Source organism: Alteromonas sp. CyTr2 (assembly GCF_947311905.1).
GTDB lineage: Bacteria > Pseudomonadota > Gammaproteobacteria > Enterobacterales > Alteromonadaceae > Alteromonas > Alteromonas macleodii.
The window spans coordinates 103,655-124,650 of the sequence record NZ_CAMZMZ010000005.1 but is presented as its reverse complement, the minus strand read 5'-3'; the positions used below and the strand labels follow the sequence as shown (position 1 = coordinate 124,650).

The 20,996-nt window shown below is 45.7% G+C and carries 18 protein-coding genes; all 18 read right to left on the bottom strand.

Annotation, left to right across the window (positions count from 1 at the left end; genetic code table 11):
* Positions 1 to 35: 35 nt before the first annotated feature.
* Complete coding sequence (locus QME20_RS05085) at positions 36 to 2,057, bottom strand: methyl-accepting chemotaxis protein (protein ID WP_168463525.1); 2,022 nt, start codon at positions 2,055 to 2,057, stop codon at positions 36 to 38.
* 488 nt (positions 2,058 to 2,545) lie between these two features.
* Entirely contained in the window at positions 2,546 to 2,830 is a 285-nt protein-coding gene (locus QME20_RS05080) for a pyrimidine/purine nucleoside phosphorylase (RefSeq protein ID WP_039224887.1), read from the bottom strand.
* 79 nt (positions 2,831 to 2,909) lie between these two features.
* Entirely contained in the window at positions 2,910 to 3,500 is a 591-nt protein-coding gene (locus tag QME20_RS05075) for a DUF938 domain-containing protein (protein ID WP_061485050.1), read from the bottom strand.
* A gap of 23 nt (positions 3,501 to 3,523) precedes the next feature.
* Entirely contained in the window at positions 3,524 to 6,148 is a 2,625-nt protein-coding gene (gene metH / locus QME20_RS05070) for a methionine synthase (protein WP_239218570.1), read from the bottom strand.
* Positions 6,149 to 6,157: 9 nt separating this feature from the next.
* Positions 6,158 to 7,225, bottom strand: a complete 1,068-nt coding sequence (locus QME20_RS05065) for a homocysteine S-methyltransferase family protein (protein WP_061094485.1) — start codon at positions 7,223 to 7,225, stop codon at positions 6,158 to 6,160.
* Between the two features lie 3 nt (positions 7,226 to 7,228).
* On the bottom strand, positions 7,229 to 8,167 hold the full coding sequence (gene metA / locus QME20_RS05060; RefSeq protein WP_039224879.1) for a homoserine O-succinyltransferase: 939 nt from the start codon (positions 8,165 to 8,167) through the stop codon (positions 7,229 to 7,231).
* Positions 8,168 to 8,278: 111 nt separating this feature from the next.
* Entirely contained in the window at positions 8,279 to 8,713 is a 435-nt protein-coding gene (locus QME20_RS05055; RefSeq protein WP_014948655.1) for a DUF2802 domain-containing protein, read from the bottom strand.
* Positions 8,714 to 8,772: 59 nt separating this feature from the next.
* On the bottom strand, positions 8,773 to 9,264 hold the full coding sequence (locus tag QME20_RS05050; RefSeq protein ID WP_014948654.1) for a chemotaxis protein CheW: 492 nt from the start codon (positions 9,262 to 9,264) through the stop codon (positions 8,773 to 8,775).
* A gap of 17 nt (positions 9,265 to 9,281) precedes the next feature.
* Positions 9,282 to 10,088, bottom strand: coding sequence for a chemotaxis protein CheW (locus QME20_RS05045; RefSeq protein WP_281715545.1), 807 nt, complete (start codon positions 10,086 to 10,088; stop codon positions 9,282 to 9,284).
* Between the two features lie 7 nt (positions 10,089 to 10,095).
* Positions 10,096 to 10,860 carry a ParA family protein gene (locus QME20_RS05040; RefSeq protein ID WP_014948652.1) on the bottom strand — a complete coding sequence of 255 codons (765 nt, stop codon included), beginning with the start codon at positions 10,858 to 10,860 and terminating at the stop codon, positions 10,096 to 10,098.
* 28 nt (positions 10,861 to 10,888) lie between these two features.
* Entirely contained in the window at positions 10,889 to 12,019 is a 1,131-nt protein-coding gene (locus tag QME20_RS05035) for a chemotaxis response regulator protein-glutamate methylesterase (RefSeq protein WP_014948651.1), read from the bottom strand.
* A 28-nt stretch (positions 12,020 to 12,047) separates the two neighbouring features.
* The gene (locus QME20_RS05030) at positions 12,048 to 14,288 is read right to left on the bottom strand and encodes a chemotaxis protein CheA (RefSeq protein WP_239238621.1); all 2,241 of its coding nucleotides are present in this window, start codon (positions 14,286 to 14,288) and stop codon (positions 12,048 to 12,050) included.
* Between the two features lie 12 nt (positions 14,289 to 14,300).
* On the bottom strand, positions 14,301 to 15,056 hold the full coding sequence (locus QME20_RS05025; RefSeq protein ID WP_014948650.1) for a protein phosphatase CheZ: 756 nt from the start codon (positions 15,054 to 15,056) through the stop codon (positions 14,301 to 14,303).
* Positions 15,057 to 15,090: 34 nt separating this feature from the next.
* A complete protein-coding gene (gene cheY / locus QME20_RS05020; protein WP_012517682.1) occupies positions 15,091 to 15,474 on the bottom strand; it encodes a chemotaxis response regulator CheY in 384 nt (127 codons plus the stop codon).
* Between the two features lie 36 nt (positions 15,475 to 15,510).
* Positions 15,511 to 16,242, bottom strand: coding sequence for an RNA polymerase sigma factor FliA (locus QME20_RS05015; protein WP_014948649.1), 732 nt, complete (start codon positions 16,240 to 16,242; stop codon positions 15,511 to 15,513).
* On the bottom strand, positions 16,239 to 17,105 hold the full coding sequence (locus tag QME20_RS05010; protein WP_014948648.1) for a MinD/ParA family protein: 867 nt from the start codon (positions 17,103 to 17,105) through the stop codon (positions 16,239 to 16,241). Before QME20_RS05010 ends, QME20_RS05015 begins: the two co-directional genes overlap by 4 nt.
* Before the next feature lie 5 nt (positions 17,106 to 17,110).
* On the bottom strand, positions 17,111 to 18,520 hold the full coding sequence (flhF, locus tag QME20_RS05005; protein ID WP_014948647.1) for a flagellar biosynthesis protein FlhF: 1,410 nt from the start codon (positions 18,518 to 18,520) through the stop codon (positions 17,111 to 17,113).
* 29 nt (positions 18,521 to 18,549) lie between these two features.
* Positions 18,550 to 20,649 carry a flagellar biosynthesis protein FlhA gene (gene flhA / locus QME20_RS05000; RefSeq protein WP_039224872.1) on the bottom strand — a complete coding sequence of 700 codons (2,100 nt, stop codon included), beginning with the start codon at positions 20,647 to 20,649 and terminating at the stop codon, positions 18,550 to 18,552.
* Positions 20,650 to 20,996: the final 347 nt, after the last annotated feature.

Here is a 20,996-nt window from a genome sequence, read left to right as displayed (position 1 = left end):
TTGCGCATTATGCGCGGTTAACAGTATGAATGGCGCTAAATTCTAAACTGCCCCACCAATTCTTTTAAGTCACCAGAAACGGCACTTAACTGCGTAGCTTCCACAGCTAACTCTTCTGCATGCTGACTAGTTTTATCACTTAAACCAGTGATAGCTACGAGCGACTTATTAATATCTTGCGCCACCTCCGTTTGCTGCTCGGTCGCCAGTGCTATGTGAGTACTTTGCTCGTGAACCAAACCTATAGACTGGGTAATGTCTTTAAGCGTTTCGACCACTTTCTCTGTCTTATCGACACCAGATTGAGAACGGGTTTGTCCTTCCTGCATAACACTGTTGGTCTGCTCAGACATTGCCTGCAATCGCTCTACCATTTTTCGTATATCAGTCGTCGATTCTTGTGTACGACTTGCTAATGAGCGAACTTCATCTGCAACAACGGCAAAGCCGCGCCCCTGTTCACCGGCTCTCGCCGCTTCAATGGCTGCGTTTAATGCCAGTAAATTAGTTTGTTCAGCAATGCTGTTAATTACATCGACTACAGCACCGATGCTATCTGACTCTTTGCTCAATCCGCCCACTACTTCAACACCCTGACTGATGGCGTCAGCCAGCGCGCGAATTTCCCTCATGGCATCTTGCACTTGCTCACTGCCGGCTTGTACCAATTCATCTGCTTTAGTCGCGGCGTCACTGGACTGTGCCGCATTTTTTGAAATTTCAACGACGGTAGCAGCCATCTGCGTGACTGCCGTAGACACATTGTCCACCTGACTACGCTCTTGGTTAATTTCCTTGCTAGTCGCGTGACTCACATCTCGAAGGTGATCCGCTGCATCAGAAACAGCCTTAGTGTTAGCGGCAGTATCTTTTAGCAATGATCTTAGTTTATCGGTAAAGGTATTAAACTCTATGGCAAGCGCACCGATTTCGTCGTTGCTCTTAACTTCCAGACGCTTGGTTAAGTCGCCGTCGCCATGCGCTATTTCCGCCATTGCGTTGCGCATTTCGACCAAAGGTTGAGTGACTTTAGCACTCGCAAAATAAGTAATAAGCGCTATTAATCCAATAATCACAAAGGCGACGATAATTGCCGTAGTAATTGCATTATTTATAGGGCTATCAATGATGCTTGCAGGGATAAGAATGCCCAGCGACCAATTCATTTGTGGGTTAGTTAACTGAGCGTGCTCAAAAACCGCAACATAGTCTTCCCCCTTCCAGGTTACGTGCACAATACCAGATTCATTAGCCGCTATATTACTTGCCAACTTGCCAAACCCTTCAGTGCTATCAAACACGCTGTCAAAGTTGCGAATAGAGGAGCTTAGTGGCAACGCTTTGCTCTGTTTTGGAAAGTAAACAATGTTTTGGTTTTCATCGAGTAAAAACGCCGTGCCTTGTTCTTCATAACGAATGGCATCTATGACCTTACCCACCGTGCTAATAAGAATATCGACACCGCCAACGCCTAGTAACGCTCCATTTTTGTATATCGGGGTTTGTACTACTGCAGATACGCTTCCATCTTGGGAATCGACAGCAGGAGGCGTTACATATAGCTTTCCTTTTTCTACGGCAGTAGTAAACCACGGACGCTTAGTTGCAAAGTAACCGGCGTTAGGATTGCCAGCATCAGGACCCGAAGTGTCGACGCCGACTCGGCCCTCTTCATAGAAGTATTCACCCGTCTTAGCTGAACCAAAGAACGCCGATTTAATAATGGGATCTTGACTGCTGATGCCCTCAAATGTGGCATAGATATCTTTGGATTGAGTCAGTTGGCTTTCGGGCGCCCCTCGCGTGTTATGGCGCGTAAAAAAATCTTGTAGAAAAGGACTACTTAGGAATGCTCTAGCAACGCCGCCATAGGTTGCGAAGAAGCCTTCAACGTCATTAGCCTCACGTGCAACTAAGGATTTAAGCTCTTTTTCTACGCGACTGCGGGTGTTATCTGCAACGGTATTGACTAAGAAAAACGCCGTAATGAGTAACATCAAAGCTATGCTACCGCCAACGATAAGCATGAACTTTTTTTGGAGTGATATGGATTTCATTTGTACTTCTCATTGTTTACTAAACGCCACAACGTGTGAAAAGTGTATTCCAGCACTAGGGCCTCTTGACCTTTGTTGTACATTTTTGCAGCGGTCTTTGTGCCATCTAGACAAGGCGGATGTTTGACGGTTTCGTGGTTCTAAGTCGAAAACATTCAACGCAGTATAGATGGCACAAAGGCGCTGCCCGAAGGGGTCGTTATGGAAGCCTTTTACTCTTTGTCACAGCCCTTTAACTTAGCCCACTAGGCTTGCAGGACTGTTTCGCGATTAAAAGGCTTCCATTTAGACCAAAATTCGTACATCAAAGGTCAACAGGCCCTGATAATTCGCACACATTTCAGGTTTAGTTTTATTAGTATAAAAGCGCAAGTGAGCCAAGCTCGCTTGCACTTCTAATACTTTGAGATATACAGAGAAATTTTACAACCTCTGAAAGTCAATTCTACGAAAGTTCAAATACAGAGTGAATTAAACGCTTTTAAGAATTAGCTGTAAAAGCAAAGATAAGCGGTAGGCGTAGACACTTTTACGTCAAAAGAAGCATCGGCGGGTACATTAAAGCTGCTGCCTGTAGCAAAAGATTGCCATTCGTCACTTCCCGGAAGCTTCACAACTAGCTCACCTTCAACCACTTTCATTAGCTCTTTTTGTGATGTAGAAAATGTATATTCACCCGGCGACATCACGCCCGAGGTGCAGGGGCCGTTTGCAGATTCAAACCCAATCGAGCTCACTTTATTGTCGAAATAATGGTTTACTTTAAAGCTCATAGTTACTCCTTTGATGTGAGTGCTGACTTTCTTTGCTTTAACTGTTTTTAAAGCAAAGTGCTGCAGCCTTGATACTTCTTTAGCGTTTTTGCCAAATAAGCATATGGTTATTGGCGGGCATGTCGATTATTTCTTGCAAGCTTAACTCGCCTGCCCAAGCAGTAAGCTCATTGATATCGCGGTAGCCACCATAACCACGCGCTAAAAGCGAAGTATGGAAGGCTTGGTTACTTTCAGAAGTAAACTTACCACTATGTGTAAAAGGGCCATACTGACAGAATACGCCCCCTTTGGGTAAGTGCAACGCTACTGATTCCATGAGTAGCTTCGCCTCTTCTTTTTGCATGATATGCGCGGTGTTTGCCGTAAAAATCCCGTCTATGTCGAGGTTGGGAAAGTCATCTTGCCCAACGGTAAATGCTATGGGAGGTTTCACATTCCCCGTATTTGAATCACTCAGCCACGCGGCAATGCCTTCGTGATAGTGTGGTTGGTCGCTTGTGTGCCAAATAAGATGGGGCAAATGCTCAGCCAAAAATACGGCGTGCTGACCTGTTCCACTCCCTATCTCTAATACCTGTCGGCAATTGGCAAATTTACGTTCAAGCACGCTCAAAATGGCGCGCTTGTTGTTCTCACAAGCCTGACTAAAAGGCTTTTCGATTTGCATACACGTTACCTGCCTAATCAGCATTAATCACTTAAGTTTGGACCCAACCACTTTTCAGCTTCTTCCAAGGTCCAGCCTTTACGTGTGGCGTAATCCTCTACTTGGTCGGCTTGAATTTTGGCGACAGCAAAGTATTTGGCATCAGGGTGAGCAAAATACCAACCCGATACTGACGCCCCCGGCCACATGGCGTAACTTTCCGTAAGCTTCATACCTGTATGCTGCTCTGCTGACAATAAATCCCAAATAAGCTGCTTTTCGGTGTGTTCTGGACACGCAGCGTAGCCTGGTGCCGGTCTAATGCCCTGATATTTTTCGCGGATAAGTTCTTCGTTACTCAGTGATTCGTTAGCGGCGTAGCCCCAATAGTGCTTACGCACTTGCTTGTGCAGATATTCCGCAAACGCTTCGGCAAGCCTGTCTGCCACCGCTTTAACCATAATACCGTTGTAGTCATCGCCAGTCTGAATATAGCTATCAGCAAGCTCGTCTTCACCTATACCGCCGGTGACGGCAAAAGCGCCCACATAATCATTTATGCCACTCGACTTTTCAGCTACAAAGTCTGCTAAACAATAATTAGCGAATTTGTCTTTTAGGGTTTGCTGACGCAAGTGATGGGCAACACCTTGAATCTGGTTTCTCGACTCATCGGTATAAACTTCAACATCGTCATTAACGCGATTGGCAGGAAACAAGCCGATAACGCCTTTCGCCTGAAGGCTGTTCTCTTCGATAATTTTATCCAGCATGGCGTTGGCGTCGTTAAACAGTGACTGTGCTTGCTCTCCCACCACCTCATCTTCAAGTATACGTGGGTACTTGCCTGCTAACGACCAAGTTAAGAAGAAAGGTGTCCAGTCGATGTAGTTACGCAGGTTAGCCAAATCGGCGGTTACCGGTGTTACACCCAGGCTCGCAGGTTTTACTGGCAAAGTCGTAAAATCTGGCCTAAAAGCGTTTTCTCTGGCCTGTTCTAACGTCACCGGCTTGCTGCGCGGCTTCTTACGGGCGTGCTGTTCGCGTACCGTATCGTATTCTTTTGCCAGTTCCTGCGCGTAAATATCGCGAGACGCTTTGTTTAAAAGACGCTGGCACACGCCTACTGCTCTACTTGCGTTTGGAACATAAGCCACAGGTGCATGATAATTTTGTTCAATTTTTACCGCAGTGTGCGCTTTAGACGTCGTCGCCCCGCCAATAAGCAGCGGGATATCAAAGCCCTGACGCTCCATTTCTTTGGCAACGTGAACCATTTCATCTAGTGAAGGTGTAATAAGGCCCGACAGGCCTATCATATCAACGTTTTCATCTTTAGCGGTTTGTAAGATTGTCGCCGCTGGCACCATTACGCCAAGATCAATCACTTCAAAGTTATTGCACTGAAGTACCACGCCTACGATATTTTTACCGATATCGTGAACGTCACCTTTTACCGTAGCGAGAAGAATTTTACCGTTGCTTTTCGCATCGTCTGACTTTTCTTCTTCAATGTATGGCTGTAAATGGGCTACCGCCTTTTTCATTACACGGGCCGACTTTACTACCTGAGGAAGAAACATTTTTCCTTCGCCGAACAAATCCCCTACTACGTTCATGCCGTCCATTAACGGCCCTTCAATAACATGTAACGGACGCTCAGCTTGTTGACGCGCTTCTTCAGTATCTTCAATGATGTAATCGGTAATGCCTTTAACAAGCGCATGCTCTAAGCGCTTATTCACTTCTTGCTCGCGCCAGGATAAATCTTCCTTTGCGGCCGCTTTACCGTCTCCTTGATAGTTCGGTGCAATATCGAGTAAGCGTTCAGTAGCATCACTTCTGCGGTTTAAAATCACGTCTTCAACCGCATCGCGCAATTCAGCGGGTATTTCGTCATATACCTCTAGCTGACCTGCATTCACAATAGCCATATCCATACCGGCTCGAATAGCGTGATATAGGAATACCGAGTGCATAGCTTCGCGAACCGGATTGTTCCCTCTGAACGAGAATGAAATATTAGAAAGGCCACCAGAAATATGTGAGTACGGACAGGTTTTACGTATCTCGCGGGTCGCTTCAATAAAATCAACCGCGTAGTTATCGTGCTCTTCAATACCCGTCGCTACTGCGAAAATGTTAGGGTCAAAAATAATATCTTCAGGTGGAAAGCCGACTTCTTCTGTCAGCAGCTTGTAGCTACGCTGACAAATTTCTACTTTTCGAGCTTGTGTATCGGCCTGGCCGGTCTCGTCAAACGCCATCACTACGGTTGCTGCACCATAACGCTTTATTAGCTTGGCTTGGTTTAAGAAGAGCTCTTCCCCTTCTTTTAAGCTAATAGAGTTAACAATCGCTTTGCCCTGTACACACTTAAGTCCTGCTTCGATAACATCCCATTTAGACGAATCGATCATAATAGGTACGCGGCTAATATCAGGCTCAGAGGCGATTAGGTTCAAAAAGGTGATCATGGCCTGCTTAGAATCAAGCATGGCCTCATCCATATTGATATCGATGATCTGCGCGCCGTTCTCTACTTGTTGCCTTGCGACATCAAGTGCAGTTTCATAATCACCTTCAAGAATAAGTCGTTTAAAACGAGCGGAGCCTGTTACATTGGTACGCTCACCGATATTAATAAATGTAGAAAATTCTGCGCTCATAATGCCCTCCTAGTGTACAAACGGCTCTAGGCCTGACAAACGCATTTTGGGTTCGAACTGTGGCACTTTTCTTGGCGCAATTCCATTGACCGCGTTAGCAATATCGCGAATGTGTTCCGGCGTACTGCCGCAGCAGCCACCTACAATATTCACTAGCCCAGACTGCGCCCATTCTTTGATGTGCTCGGCCATTTCAGGGCCTTCCATGTCGTATTCACCAAACTCGTTGGGTAAACCAGCGTTAGGGTGCGCTGAAATTAAGCACTCACTAACAGTAGCAACTTCATCTACGTATTGGCGCAGTAAGTCTGGTCCAAGAGCACAGTTTAAGCCGAATGAGAATGGACTGATGTGTCGCATGGAATAATAAAACGCTTCCGCGGTTTGACCAGACAGCGTGCGCCCTGAGGCATCGGTAATCGTGCCAGACACCATAACGGGCAGCAATATACCCAGCTTTTCAAAAACCGACTCTACCGCATAGGCTGCCGCTTTCGCATTAAGTGTATCGAAGATGGTTTCGAGCATGATTAAATCTGCACCGCCTTCAATGAGCGCTTCGGTAGACTCGCTATACGCTTCCACGAGTTCGTCAAAAGTAACATTGCGTTTGCCTGGGTCGTTAACGTCAGGCGAAATTGAAGCAGTGCGATTTGTTGGGCCAAGTACACCTGCCACGAAACGGGGTTTGTCTGGTGTCTTTGCTGTGAACTCATCGGCAGCTTTACGCGCCAATTTAGCTGCAGCTAAATTAATATCACGGGATTGAGCCTGCATATCGTAATCGGCCATAGCGATAGTCGTAGCATTAAACGTATTCGTTTCAATAATGTCCGCGCCAGCTTCAAAGTAATCACAGTGAATTTGATAGATGATATCGGGCTGGGTAAGAACCAGCAAATCGTTGTTACCCTTAACATCGCAGTGCCAGTCGGCAAACTGTGTTCCGCGATAATCTTCTTCTTCTAACTTATGGCGCTGGATCATGGTGCCCATGGCGCCATCTAATATAAGGATGCGCTTTTTAGCGGCTTCTGTAAGCGTTGCTTGCGCGCTAGAATTTGGTCTTTGGCTCACGTGCTACCTCTTTGGCTGTGACTTTTCAGCAAGCTGACTTAAATCGTAAGGCGTGGTCTGATAGACATAATAATTCAGCCAGTTTGTAAACAATAGGCTACCGTGTGAGCGCCACTGTACAATAGGAGACTTGGCTGGATCATCCCCTTCAAAATAGTTTTTTGGAATTACTGGCGTTTGTCCCGCGGCAATATCTCGAAAATACTCATCTTTAAGTGTATCTGGATCGTATTCCGGGTGACCCGTTACAAATACCATGCGCTTATCTTCTGACGCCACAATATAAGCGCCTACATCGTCAGACTCTGCAACAACACTAAGTCCATCGACGCTGTTATACAACGAGGTGTTAATATGCCCATAACGGGAATGTGGTGCGTAAAAAGAAGGATCAAAGCCCCTTAATAGCTCATTATTCGGGTCATTCACTTTGTGTTTAAAGACACCTGAAAACTTTTCGTCTCTAAGCTCTCGTGTAATGCCGTAAAAGTGATACATGGCGGCGTGAGCAGCCCAACATAAGTAAAGGGTTGAGTTCACGTGACGCTGCGCCCACTCCAATATGGTGGTCATGGTTTCCCAGTACTTTACTTCCTCGTAATCGATAAGCGCGAGAGGCGCACCGGTGACAATGAGGCCATCGTATTTCTTATTCGCTACCGCTGAAAAGTCGTGATAGAAAGCATCCATGTGCGATTGCGGGGTATTCTTTGGCGCTTGATTATCAATTCGAATTAAATCCACGTTTATTTGCAGTGGCGTGTTCGATAACAGGCGAAGTAACTGTACCTCTGTTTCTATCTTGTTCGGCATTAAATTAAGAATACCGACTTCAAGAGGACGAATATCCTGATTGGCAGCCCTGTCCATGTCCATGGTAAAAATGTTTTCACCTAGTAGTACATTCTGCGCGGGTAACTGCTCAGGAATACGAATTGGCATAGAGGGCTCCAGTGATAAATTACAATATCTGTATTGTGTCTATAACTGGCGATATGTCAACATCTTTACGTCTAGACGTCTAAACGTTTTTTTCTCTGGTGCTCAAAAATACTAATTATTTTGTTTATGCACCATTACCAACATCTCAGCTTCGGCACGAGGAATGTCGCAGGCTTCAATAATTTCATCAATGCTAGCGCCTTGCTTGACTAAGTCCGCCGCACGCTGATATAGGCGTAGGGAAGGATCTTGAAGCTTGAGTTCTCGAAGCTGGTTTTCAATATCAGTTTGCTTTTCGTCTAACTCTTGAAGGTGTCGAGTGATCACCAAGGTGCGTGCTTGCGCCTCAGTTTGTTGATTATTTGCATTTTTAGCAAGGGCTTCAGTGCGGGCAATAGCCTCTGCGTTAGCATGTTCGCTTTCGCTTAATGCAGAACGCAACTGCTTAATGTGTGAATACAGCACACCCATCGCGGCGATGAGTATAACTACAAGAATACACAGTATGAGTTCTAATAAGGTAGGTGCAGCAAGCTGCCAATCCATGGACATAACCCTTGGGGAAATGTAGGCAATATTATAATCAATACCGCCTATTCATTTATTTAGATGTTGCTAAGCTCATCCCACTCTTCGTCGCTTAACAATTTATTAAGATCTACAAGAATAAGCAGTTCGCCGTCGCGATTACTTACACCTTGGATAAACTTAGCACTCTCTTCAGTACCTACGTTAGGGGCACTGTCAATCTCTGAAGATTTCAAGTAAACCACCTCAGCGACACTATCCACCAGAATACCAACCACCTGCTCGTCAGACTCAATAATAACGATACGGGTATTGTCAGTAATTTCTGTTGGCGGTAATCCGAAACGAGCACGTGTATCAATAACCGTTACTACGTTACCACGCAGATTGATAATACCAAGTACATAGTCAGGTGCACCGGGTACAGGGGCTATTTCGGTATAACGCAAGACCTCTTGAACTTGCATCACGTTGATACCGTAAGTTTCTTCACCTAAGCGGTACGTTACCCATTGAAGGACTTCGTCGTTGCTGTCGGTGGCGTTATTATTTATTCTTTCGTCGCTCATGAACCTGGCTCCCAATACTATGGCGTCTGGTCGTTACTGCCTAAGCCTTTGTTAAGCATAGATATTAATTCTTCAACGTCAATTAACGCGCACATTTTTTCTTTAACCATCCCTGCTAACCAGGGACGCTTACCTGTGGACTCGCGCCATTTAACATCATCGGTAGTCAAATTGACCGTATTGACTAGCTTTTCACTAGCCAGACCCCACGCACTTTCCCCTAACATTATAAGATATCGGTAGTTAAGCGATTGTGCGAGGTTTTCGTCATATTTTTCTGGCATTACCCATTTTGCAGAGTCAACAACACTTAGTTTAGACTCTCTGTGCAACATTACACCCATAAACCAATCAGGTTTTCCAAATAAAGGGCCAATCTTCTCAATTTGGTGGATCCCACCTAGCGACGTCAAAGGCACCGCAAGTGTTAACCCTGCAACCTCAAAGAATAGCGCCTGAAAGCGAAAACCGAGAGTATCCTTTAGTGGAACTTTTGTTTTTTCAGCGCGGTTTAACGCAGCTTCTTGTTCATTTTCTACTAAAGTTTCTGCGTGAGACTGTTGCTGTTCATCTTCAATTGTCTCTGCTTTTTGCGTTTCAATTAACGATGTAACCTTTTCCGCTATCACTTCTTGTTCATTCGATTGCGGCTCACTTTCATTGGCGGTAGAAGCAAGTGCCGTTTCAGCCATCTGCTGAGAAGCCTGCTCGAGCAATTTTGCCGTGCGCGCAGTCACATCTTCCGGTGCTTCTGGCTCTTTGAGGAGGCTATCAAGGTATGCCTCCATCACTTCTTCACGGGCAAAAGGCGATTGCTTGCTCATGTTCTCGTTATTTCTCCAATACCGCTAATAGTTTCTCGTACGCAGACACACCACGTGTTTTGGGGTACGCTGCGGAAATGGGAAGCTGTACTAAACTTGCATCCCTGAAGTGCGTATCGACGGGAATAACCCCTTCCCACACGCGCTCACCATAGTCATTCATTAAGCGCTTTCGCGATGCAAGCGCCGCGTTAGTGCGCTTATCAAACATAGTTGGAATAATCACAGTATCAAAGGATTTGTCCAACGAACGTCCCATAATTTCCATGGTACGAATCATTCTGTCTAGCCCTTTAAGCGCCAGATACTCCGTTTGGGTAGGCACGATAACCTTGTCACACGCTGCAAGAGCGTTAACCATCAGCACCCCAAGCACTGGAGGGCAATCGATGATAGCAACATCAAATTCTCCTGCTATTTTTGCCAACGCTTTTTTTAGGACTAAGCCCATACCTTGTTCGCTACCCATCGTTCTATCTAAGGTCGCGAGCGCCATTGTTGCAGGAAGCACATATAAGTTGTCTAACTTTGTCGGGCACAGACAATCCATAACATTATCGGCCGTAATGTCATTAGACTTAATAAAAATATCGTAAACTGAATGACTTGACGCTTCTGCATCGATACCGAAGTAATAACTCAGCGATGCATGTGGATCAGTATCAATCATGAGCACTCGCTTGCCTTGCTGTGCAAGCAAGCCGCCAAGGCTCACCGTAGTGGTAGTCTTTCCTACACCACCTTTCTGATTCGCTACTGTCCACACTTTCATATTTGCTGTTCCATTACTGTTCAAACTGCTATCGCATTTCGGTTTGAACGCAACTGCTCATATCATCAATGTTTATATTTTTACTGGATATATTGGCAACGGCTACGGCTTGAGGCATACCGTACACAACACAGGAATCTTGGTCTTGAGCCCAAATCGTTGCGCCTTTTTCCTTGAGCATTCGGCATCCTTCTCTGCCGTCAGCTCCCATACCCGTTAATATAATTCCTAATACATCCCCACCATAAGCTTTAGCCAGAGAACTGAAAGTGAGATCAACACTGGGCTTATAATTCACCTTGTCACTCGCACTTGCATCAACAATGGCAATGCGTTTATTCGCACCTATGGTTTCTAGCAACATTTGCTTCCCACCGGGAGCAAGATACGCATGACCTGGCTTTAGAATGTCGCCGTGCTCGGCTTCTTTTACTCTAATCTTACAGTTTGTGTCTAAACGCTGTGCAAATGCCGTAGTAAATGTTCCAGGCATGTGTTGTACAAGCAAAATGGGGTATGGAAACTCTGCAGGTAAAGGAGACAACACTTTTTGAAGCGCCACAGGCCCGCCTGTAGAAGCCCCAATTGCCAAACACTTGTAGTGCTTTCCCGTCGCTCTTACAGACGAAACGGTTGGTTGTTTGGCTGCGTCTTTATGCCCTGATAGCAACCCTGATGTTTTAAAAAACGCCTGCTTTGGCGCATTATCAGGAAGCTTTCTTGCCTCTGTAGAGCGAAACGACGGACGCTTAAGACCAATACCACGACGCGCTATTAAGCGTACTTTTGTACACAACAAGCGCGATGCGTCTTTTCTGTCCTGCGCGATATCTTCAAATTTCTTCGGTAAGAAATCGAGCGCGCCCGCTTCTAACGCATCTAATGTCGCTTGCGCACCATGATGCGTAAGCGAAGAAAACATAAGAATAGGTGTAGGCCGTTTGTCCATTATGGCCTTTACAGCTGAAATGCCGTCCATGACAGGCATTTCAACATCCATCGTTATCACATCCGGCTTAAGCGCTTCTGCTTTTTCAAGTGCATCGCGCCCATTTCTCGCTTCCCCAACAACTTCAAGTTCCCTATCGCCATCGAGTATTTCTTTTACTCGACGACGATAAAAAGTCGAGTCGTCCACGACAAGGACTTTAAAGACCATGGATTATTATTCCTGTTAATTCATCGCCTTACTTGATGGGTTTACGCGCATACCGTTTAAGCAGGCTCGGAATATCTAAAATTAGTGCAATTCCACCGTCTGACGTAATCGTGGCTCCCGCCATACCAGGCGTGCCTTGCAATAATGCATCAAGAGGTTTAATAACCACTTCTTCTTGGCCTATTAGCGCGTCTACTACGAATCCTACTTGTTGTGTACCAATTTGCACTACAACAACGTGTCCCTTTTCTCTATCGATGTTTTTGGGACCTCGAATCAACCATTCACCAAGGAAGAACAACGGAATTGCTTTTGAACGAACTATCATTGTTAGCTGGCCATCGACCGTGTTGGTCTTTTTGATGTCCATATTTATTATTTCGTTCACCGCACCTAATGGTAACGCAAAGGTTTGTTTTCCTACAACAATCATTAGCGTCGGAAGAATGGCTAGCGTTAGCGGAACTTTGATATCCAGTCGCGTGCCTTTTCCTAGCTGTGAATCTATGTTCACGGTGCCGTTAAGTTGGTTAATTTTAGTCTTAACCACGTCCATGCCCACACCGCGGCCAGAAATATCACTAATTTCTGTTTTGGTTGAGAACCCTGGCGCGAATATCAAGTTAAACGCTTCAACATCCGACATCCGTGCAGCTGCATCTGCGTCTAGTACACCGCGACTAATAGCAATTTCTTTAAGCTTTTCAGGATCCATTCCTTTACCATCATCTTCGATGGTTAGAAGAATATGATCGCCTTCTTGAGATGCCGATAGCTGAACCGTACCCATGCGCGGTTTACCCGCTGCAGCACGATCATCAGGCATTTCAATACCATGGTCGACGGAGTTTCTCACCAAATGCACAAGTGGATCGGCCAGTGCTTCAACCAGGTTTTTATCTAAATCAGTTTCCTCACCCACAAGCTCAAGGGTTATTTCTTTCTTCAAGCTTCTAGCGAGGTCTCGAACAACGCGAGGGAAACGACCAAACACCTTCTTGATAGGTTGCATGCGGGTTTTCATTACCGCACCTTGCAAGTCGCCCGTTACCACATCTAAGTTGGCAATGGCTTTGGACATGCTTTCGTCGTTACTGTTGATACCCAAGCTTATTAGCCTGTTTCTCACTAGTACGAGTTCACCCACCATGTTCATAATTTGGTCAAGGCGCTTGGTATCTACACGTACTGTAGTCTCAGCAGGAGGCGCAGCTGGTGCCGCCTTCTTCTCATCTTTTTTAGGCGCTGCTTTTGGTGCAGCAGGTGTGCTTGCTTTAGCTGGCGCTGCGGCGCTAGGAGCAGGCGTCGCTTTTGGCGCAGCTGGCGCTGCTTGTTTCGCTTTTTGAACCGCTTCTGTTGCTGCCTTATCTACAGGAGGCTCTGGCGCCTTTGAAACGGCTCCCTGCTTGGTAGGCCCTTGCCCTGAGCCATGCAGTTGGTCAAGCAGTGCTTCAAATTCGTCATCGGTGATTTCTTCATCACCAGCTTCACTCGGCGTAACTGGTGCTGGAGCTGGAGCTGGTGCATTTGCCTTTGGCGCAGCTTCTTCACCACCAAACTTGCCTTTGCCATGTAAATCATCGAGCAGCGCTTCAAATTCTTCGTCGGTGATATCGTCGTTATCACTAGCGGCAGCAGGTGCAGCAGCCTTTGCAGGTTCGCTTTTAGCCGCTGAGGACTGTCCTGGTGCCCCAGAGCCATGAAGCTCATCAAGCAGCGCTTCAAACTCATCTTCAGTGATTTCGTCAATACCGCCGCTATCACCAGAACTTGGTGCCTGTGCAGTAGGCTCTTCAACAACTAATTCTGGCTCTTCAATCGCGGGCTCAGGTTCTGACACCGGCGCGCTTTGTTCACCAAAAATATTCTCATCTGGAGATTCCGGGCGACTTAGTTTGTGTAACAAGTCTACTAGGTGTGCATCTGCTGGCTCTAATGGATCCCGAGCTTTCACTCGTTCAAACATTTCAACCACCACATCTGTGGCTTGCAGAATAATATCCATCAGTTCAGGGGTTAGTGTTCGTTGACCGTTACGCATTACGTCAAAGACGTTTTCCGCACCGTGACAAATTTCTACTAACTCGGTAAGAGACAGGAACCCTGCTCCCCCTTTAACTGTGTGATAACCACGGAAAATTGCATTCAGCAAATCCGCATCTTCAGGATTGTTCTCAAGATCAACGAGCTGTTCTTGTAATTGTTCAAGTATCTCTCCAGCCTCAACTAGAAAGTCCTGTAATATATCCTCGTCAACATCAAACGACATGCGCCCGCTCCCCTAAAAACCTAAGCTAGACAGAAGATCATCTACATCATCTTGGCCTGACACGACGTCGTCGCGCTTATCGGCATCAATGATAGGGCCTTCTGCCTCTACACCATCAACCTTATCGGCCTTAACGCTAGATGGTTTAGTTTGTTCTGCACCGTCGCGTTCACCAAACATGGTAAGCATGTTAACTAAGCTGTCTTCCACTTCTTTAACCAAGTCGATAACGCGGCGAATAACCTGACCAGTTAAGTCTTGATAACCTTGAGCCATCAATACTTCTGTAAGTAACTGTGTAAGTTTAGCTGACTGTGCCGAACCTTCTTCCAACAATTCGTCTAAGTCTGCGCATAAAGCCTTGAATTCACCCAACTCTATTTGGCGATTCATCAGCTTCTTCCACTCAGGCATAACCTTTTCGATGCGCGCCGACAGCATTTCAGCTATAGGCATGCTCGCTTCAACGGCATCCATAGTAGTATTAGCAGCTTTTTCAGTTTCTTCAATTACGTAGGTTAGGCGGGATTGTGCATCGGGAATATCATCGGTCGCGAGATTTTTAATGCGGTCGTCTATTTGGAAATTATTCAGCGCGTCATGGAGCTGACGCGTCAGTTTCCCTACTTCGGCAAATAACTCAACGTTTTCTTTCATTGAGGCCGCTTCTAATAGGGCATTGGCTGAAGCGTTGTCACCCTCTTCAAGGTAGGTGACAAGCTGTTTTGCTTCTTCCAACGAAATTGGAACGTTTACATTCGTTGACATCCAGTAAACCTCATTTCTCTGGTGAGCGTCTGGATCAACCTAAACGTTCGAATATTTTATCTAATTTTTCTTTAAGTGTTGCTGCAGTGAACGGCTTAACAACGTAGCCATTAACACCTGCTTGCGCGGCGGCAACAATTTGCTCTTTCTTCGCTTCAGCAGTAACCATAAGCACTGGTAGGTGCTTGAGCTTGTCATCGGCTCTAATCGCGCGAAGCAAGTCAATACCCTGCATACCAGGCATGTTCCAATCGGTAACTACGAAATCGAAATCACCTTGCTGCAACATAGGCAATGCAGTACTTCCGTCATCCGCTTCCTGGATGTTGGAAAAACCCAAATCTTTAAGTAGGTTTTTGATGATACGTCTCATGGTAGAAAAATCATCGACCACGAGAATTTTCATGCTTTTGTCCAAAATAGCCTCCAGTGAGGGGTTAATTGTTATTAATTTCTATTCTTCGTCAGCTTGCCACGACTTCATTCGTGATTTGAGTTTTAACATGGCCTGACTGTGAATTTGACTGACTCTCGATTCACTTACATCAAGAACCTCACCAATTTCTCTTAGGTTCAGCTCTTCATCATAATACAGCGAAAGAACAATCGCTTCTCTTTCAGGTAATGTCGTAATTGCATGGGCAAGCGCTTTTTGGAAAGCGCCTTGCATTAAATCTTCCAGTGGTGCGTCGCTACCTCGATTTTGCTCTGTCGAAATAACATCTTCTGACACACCTAAATCTTCAATACCTACCAGCTTTCCGGCATTTACTTCATTAAGCATTTGGTGATAGTCCTGCAAGCTTACATTAAGCTTATCAGCAATATCAGAATCTCTAGCATCGCGGCCTGTTTCGCTTTCTACTTGCGAAATTGCTTCAGTGATCGCTCGGCCATTTCGATGAACTGAACGCGGTGTCCAATCCCCTTTGCGAATTTCGTCTAGCATAGCACCGCGAATGCGAATGCCGGCAAACGTTTCAAAGCTGGCTCCTTTTGAACCATCAAAGTTTCGCGCGGCTTCTAATAATCCAATCATGCCTGATTGAATTAAATCGTCTACAAGAACACTAGCCGGCAATCGCGCTATCAAGTGATGCGCTATACGCTTAACCAATGGCGCATGTCTTTCGACTAACTGCGCTTTATCGGTTTGTTGTTGATAAGCGGCTGCCTTGCTGTTCAACGCTGACTTCCTACGGCTTTTTCTGCAACTAATTGTTCAATGAAAAACTCTAAATGGCCACCTGGCTGCGCTGGAATAGGCCATGTTAAGGCTTTACTCGCCAACTGTGTTATTGCAACGGCTGCCGGTGAACCTGGGTAAGCATCGACAATGGCTGTTTGTTTACGCACTGCTTTACGAATGTTCTCGTCAAACGGTACTGTCGCCACTAATTCTAGTGCAACATCTAAAAAACGCCCTGTCACTTTGCTTAATTTACTAAATAGCTCTTGGCCTTCTCGCACGTCGCGCACCATATTAGCCACAACTTTGAAGCGGAAAACACCGTGCTCTCTATTCAGAATTTTTATCAATGCATACGCATCTGTCAATGAAGTAGGCTCGTCACACACAACGACCATGATGTCTTGTGAGGCTTTTGAAAAGCTCAACACCATGTCTGAAATACCTGCCGCTGTATCAACGATTAGCACGTCAATTTGCGAGCGCAGCTCACTAAAGGCACGAATTAGGCCAGCGTGTTGCGTTGGCGACAATTCTGCCATCGACTGCGTGCCTGATGTGGCAGGGGCGATCTTTATTCCGTGCGGACCGGTCACTAATACTTCATCAAGTGTACATTCGCCGGAAAGCACGTGGGATAAGTTTTTCTCAACACGCAAACCTAACATAACGTCTACGTTAGCAAGACCGAGGTCCGCATCGAGAACCATTACACGTTTACCTTGCTTCGCCATGGCGATAGCGGTGTTCAATGTAATGTTTGTTTTACCTACGCCACCTTTGCCACCGGTGACGGCGATTACTTTGATTAACCGTGATTGCTTCATTTTTCTTAAGCTACTCGCTTGGTCGTCAATCATACTGCTTATGCTGTTTTAATTGCGTTGTTACCACTAGTATGATTCAAACCGTACTTTTTATAAAGCTTTGCAGCAGCGGAAACCAAAGATTTCGCTTCTGCAATCTTAATGTCTTCAGGTACTTTTTGACCATCGGTGACATAACTAACCGGTAATTGGTATTCAACCGCTGCACTAAGCACCTCTCCTAAAGAGTAGCACTCATCTAACTTTGTGAAAATACAGCCACTTAGTTCAATATCATCATACGCTTGAATGATTCTCTGCAAAGCAGGATATTGCGTATTTGCTTGCGCTACCAAATATTTTTTAACATTTGGCATTTGTCCGTTATCAAACTGCTTAATTTGTTTAATTAATCGACTGTCTCTTTGACTAAATCCAGCCGTATCAATCAATACTAGTCGCTTATGACGAAGTTGGAATAATAAATCCGCAAGTTCTTCACTAGTCTGCGCTTTTCTCACCGTGCAGCCAATAATCTTTCCGTATGTCGCTAGCTGCTCATAGGCGGCAATTCTATACGTATCGATGGTAATCATCGCAACCGACTCTGCACCGTATTTTTGCGCATAGCGGGCAGCAAGTTTCGCAACGGTAGTTGTTTTACCGGTACCTGTTGGTCCTACTAATGCAACAGCACCTTGTGCGCTAAGTATATCGTTTCCTGTCACATTTATGCGATTAGCCAATAGGTTAAGAAGATATACCCATGCATCTCGTTCGTTGTAATGTGACGGCGTATAGCTAATAAGCTGTTTCGCTAACGCGTTGCTTAACCCCATATCGGTTAAACGGGTGATTAGATATTGATGAACAGGTTTTTGACGTTTGTTCTTAGCTTCCATCAAGTCGGCCACTTGATATTGCAATACATCGCGAAGAGACGCTAGCTCTTCCTTGATTTGCGCAAGCTCCGCTGACTGCGTCACAGAGGTATCATCCATACTTGACGCTTGATGCTCTGGGAAAGCGTTCTGACGAACTGGTTCATGAGAAGACTGCTGTGCTTCTACGTCGTCAATAAAGGCTTCTGAGAAGTCTAAGTGCGAAGCAATTTCATTGGCGTGCTTAGCATTCGCTGTCATTGGTTGGTTGGGTTGCGCGGGACTCGCTACGCCATTATTTCCACCGTGCTGCTTTTCTAGCAGTGCTTTAAGGCTATCAGGACCGTCGTCACCAATGATTTCGCTCAAGCTAGGCACTGCCTTTTGACCAGGTGTTTTTGCAGCGGCTTGTGGAGACGCTTTCGGCGTAAACAACTTCGCTTCAGGTTCTTTGTCGTAGGCTGCGACAAGCTCAATACCGTCAGCGACTTTGCGATTTGACATGATCACAGCGTCACTGCCCAATTCAGCTTTAACTTGGCTTAACGCCTCACGCATATCTTTGCCGAAGAAACGTCTAATTTTCATTGCAACCTCTCCAATCACCCAGTGTCAGATTATTGACCGACCGAACTGACTATTTTTATTTGTTTGTCGTCAGGCACTTCTTGGTAAGACAGAACATGAAGCCCAACAACCGAATATTTTAAGAAGCGAGACAGAACGGGTCGTAGCATGCCTGAGGTAAGGAGTACTGCAGGCTCTCCTTCTAACTCTTGCTGCTGACTGGCTTGCTGCAATGATTTTTGCAGCTTGTCTGCCAGGCCTGGTTCTATGCCAGCGCCATCTTCGCCACCTGCTTGAAGTGACTGGTGCAACATCTGTTCCAACTCTGGCGCCAAGGTTATGACAGGTATCTCTTTTGCACCTTGAGTAATTTCTTGGACAATTAAACGTTTAAGGGCAATACGCACTGCGGACACTAAAACATCGGGGTCTTGGCTGCGCGTGCCGTACTCACTGAGTGTTTGCACGATTGTACGCATATCGCGAATAGGCACGCCTTCAAACAATAAGGTTTGCAGTACTTTCACGACGGTGCTTAGCGGAAGGATGTCTGGTACTAACCCTTCAACCAGTTTCGGATGCTGTTTGGCAAGCATATCAAGAAGTTGTTGCGCTTCCTCGTGCCCTAATAATTGATATGCATTGTTAGAAAGTAATTGGCTTAAATGGGTCGCTACAACGGTCGCAGCGTCTACAACTGTGTACCCAAGGGTTTGTGCATGCTCCCGTTTGTTGGGCTTAATCCATACTGCGTCTAAGCCAAACGCGGGGTCTTTAGTGGCACGCCCTTCTAATTTACCGAACACTTGCCCTGGATTAATAGCAAGTTCTTCATCGTGACTGATGATGGAATCCCCAATCGTTACGCCTAGCATAGCGATGGTGTAAGTGTTGGGCTCTAAATCCAAGTTATCGCGAATGTGGACAGGCGGAATAAGGAAACCCAGCTCTTGCGATAGTTTCTTACGTACGCCTTTAATGCGCGTCAACAACTCGCCACCTTGGGATTTATCGACAAGAGGAATTAAACGATAGCCCACTTCCAATCCGATGGTATCTACCTGCTGAACATCATCCCAGCCAAGCTCTTTCACTTCAGGCGCAACCGATTCATCTTTTACCACATTGTCTGGCACTTTGGGCTCTGCGGCCTTTCTCTTTTCTTGGACCGACTGCCAGTAAGCAAAGCCTGCAATCAAGAATGAGAAGCCTAAGAATGCGATATGAGGCATCCCAGGAATGATACCCATCACAAATAGAACGCCCGAGGCTATATAAAGAGCTTGATTATTACCAAGCTGACCGCGGATTTCTTTGCCCATTTCCTGGGTCTCGTTTTCACGAGTAACGATAATGGCTGTAGCGACCGAAAGTAATAATGAAGGAATTTGCGCCACCAAACCATCACCGATGGTCAATATGGTGTAGATTTCTATAGCGTTACCGAATGAAAGCCCGTGCTGAATCATGCCAATAAAAAGACCACCGACAATATTAATCAGCATGATGAAAAGGCCTGCGACCGCATCACCCTTTACAAATTTTGACGCACCGTCCATCGACCCGTAAAAATCCGCTTCTGCGGTAATCTCTTCACGGCGTTTACGTGCTTGGTCTTGATCTATATACCCTGCATTTAAATCAGCATCTATGGCCATTTGCTTACCGGGCATAGCATCTAACGTAAAGCGAGCGCTTACTTCTGAAATACGTCCTGCGCCTGCGGTTACAACTTTGAAGTTGATAATAAGAAGAATGGCGAAAACAACAATACCTACGGCGTAGTTACCACCAATCACGACCTCACCGAAGGCTTCGATAACTTTACCTGCTGCATCGCCGCCTTCATGCCCGTAAAGTAAAACAACGCGAGTAGAAGCCACGTTAAGCGCTAATCTCAAAACGGTAGCGATAAGTAACACCAAGGGAAAAATGCCGAAATCTACTGGACGCTGGGTAAGTACAGCCACCAAGATAATGACTAGCGACAACGCAATATTAAAGCTAAACAGCACGTCCAGTAAGAATGGCGGCATAGGCAATATAACCATGCCCATAATTGCCAAAAGGACGATGGGTGCGCCTAAACCACTGGTAAAATTTTGCAGCTGATTTTTATCGAATCGCTGAAGATAACCGGATAACTGCATAGCTTGGTGTCTCTCTATCAGAAAATTGACGCTTTATGTGAATCTTCTAGTGAGTTTTCAACTAACGTGCCAGCTTTGTGTTTTACGCAAAAGTTATCCAAATCTGAGCTGTAATCATGCGTGATTACTGTCTACAGTGACTTGTATAGAGCGATTAAGATTTTGTATCTGAGGAACATACGAACAGTTTTTAATTACGTCACTATTCCTAGGGCCTACTCTTCATTTTAAAAGGATTATTCATGGTAGTACTACAAAACCGTGTTGCAACGTTTTGTTGGGTCAGCCTTGTCATCATGCTGACTTTTAGTCATGTAGCTCATGCATCTAAACAACCTAACTTACGG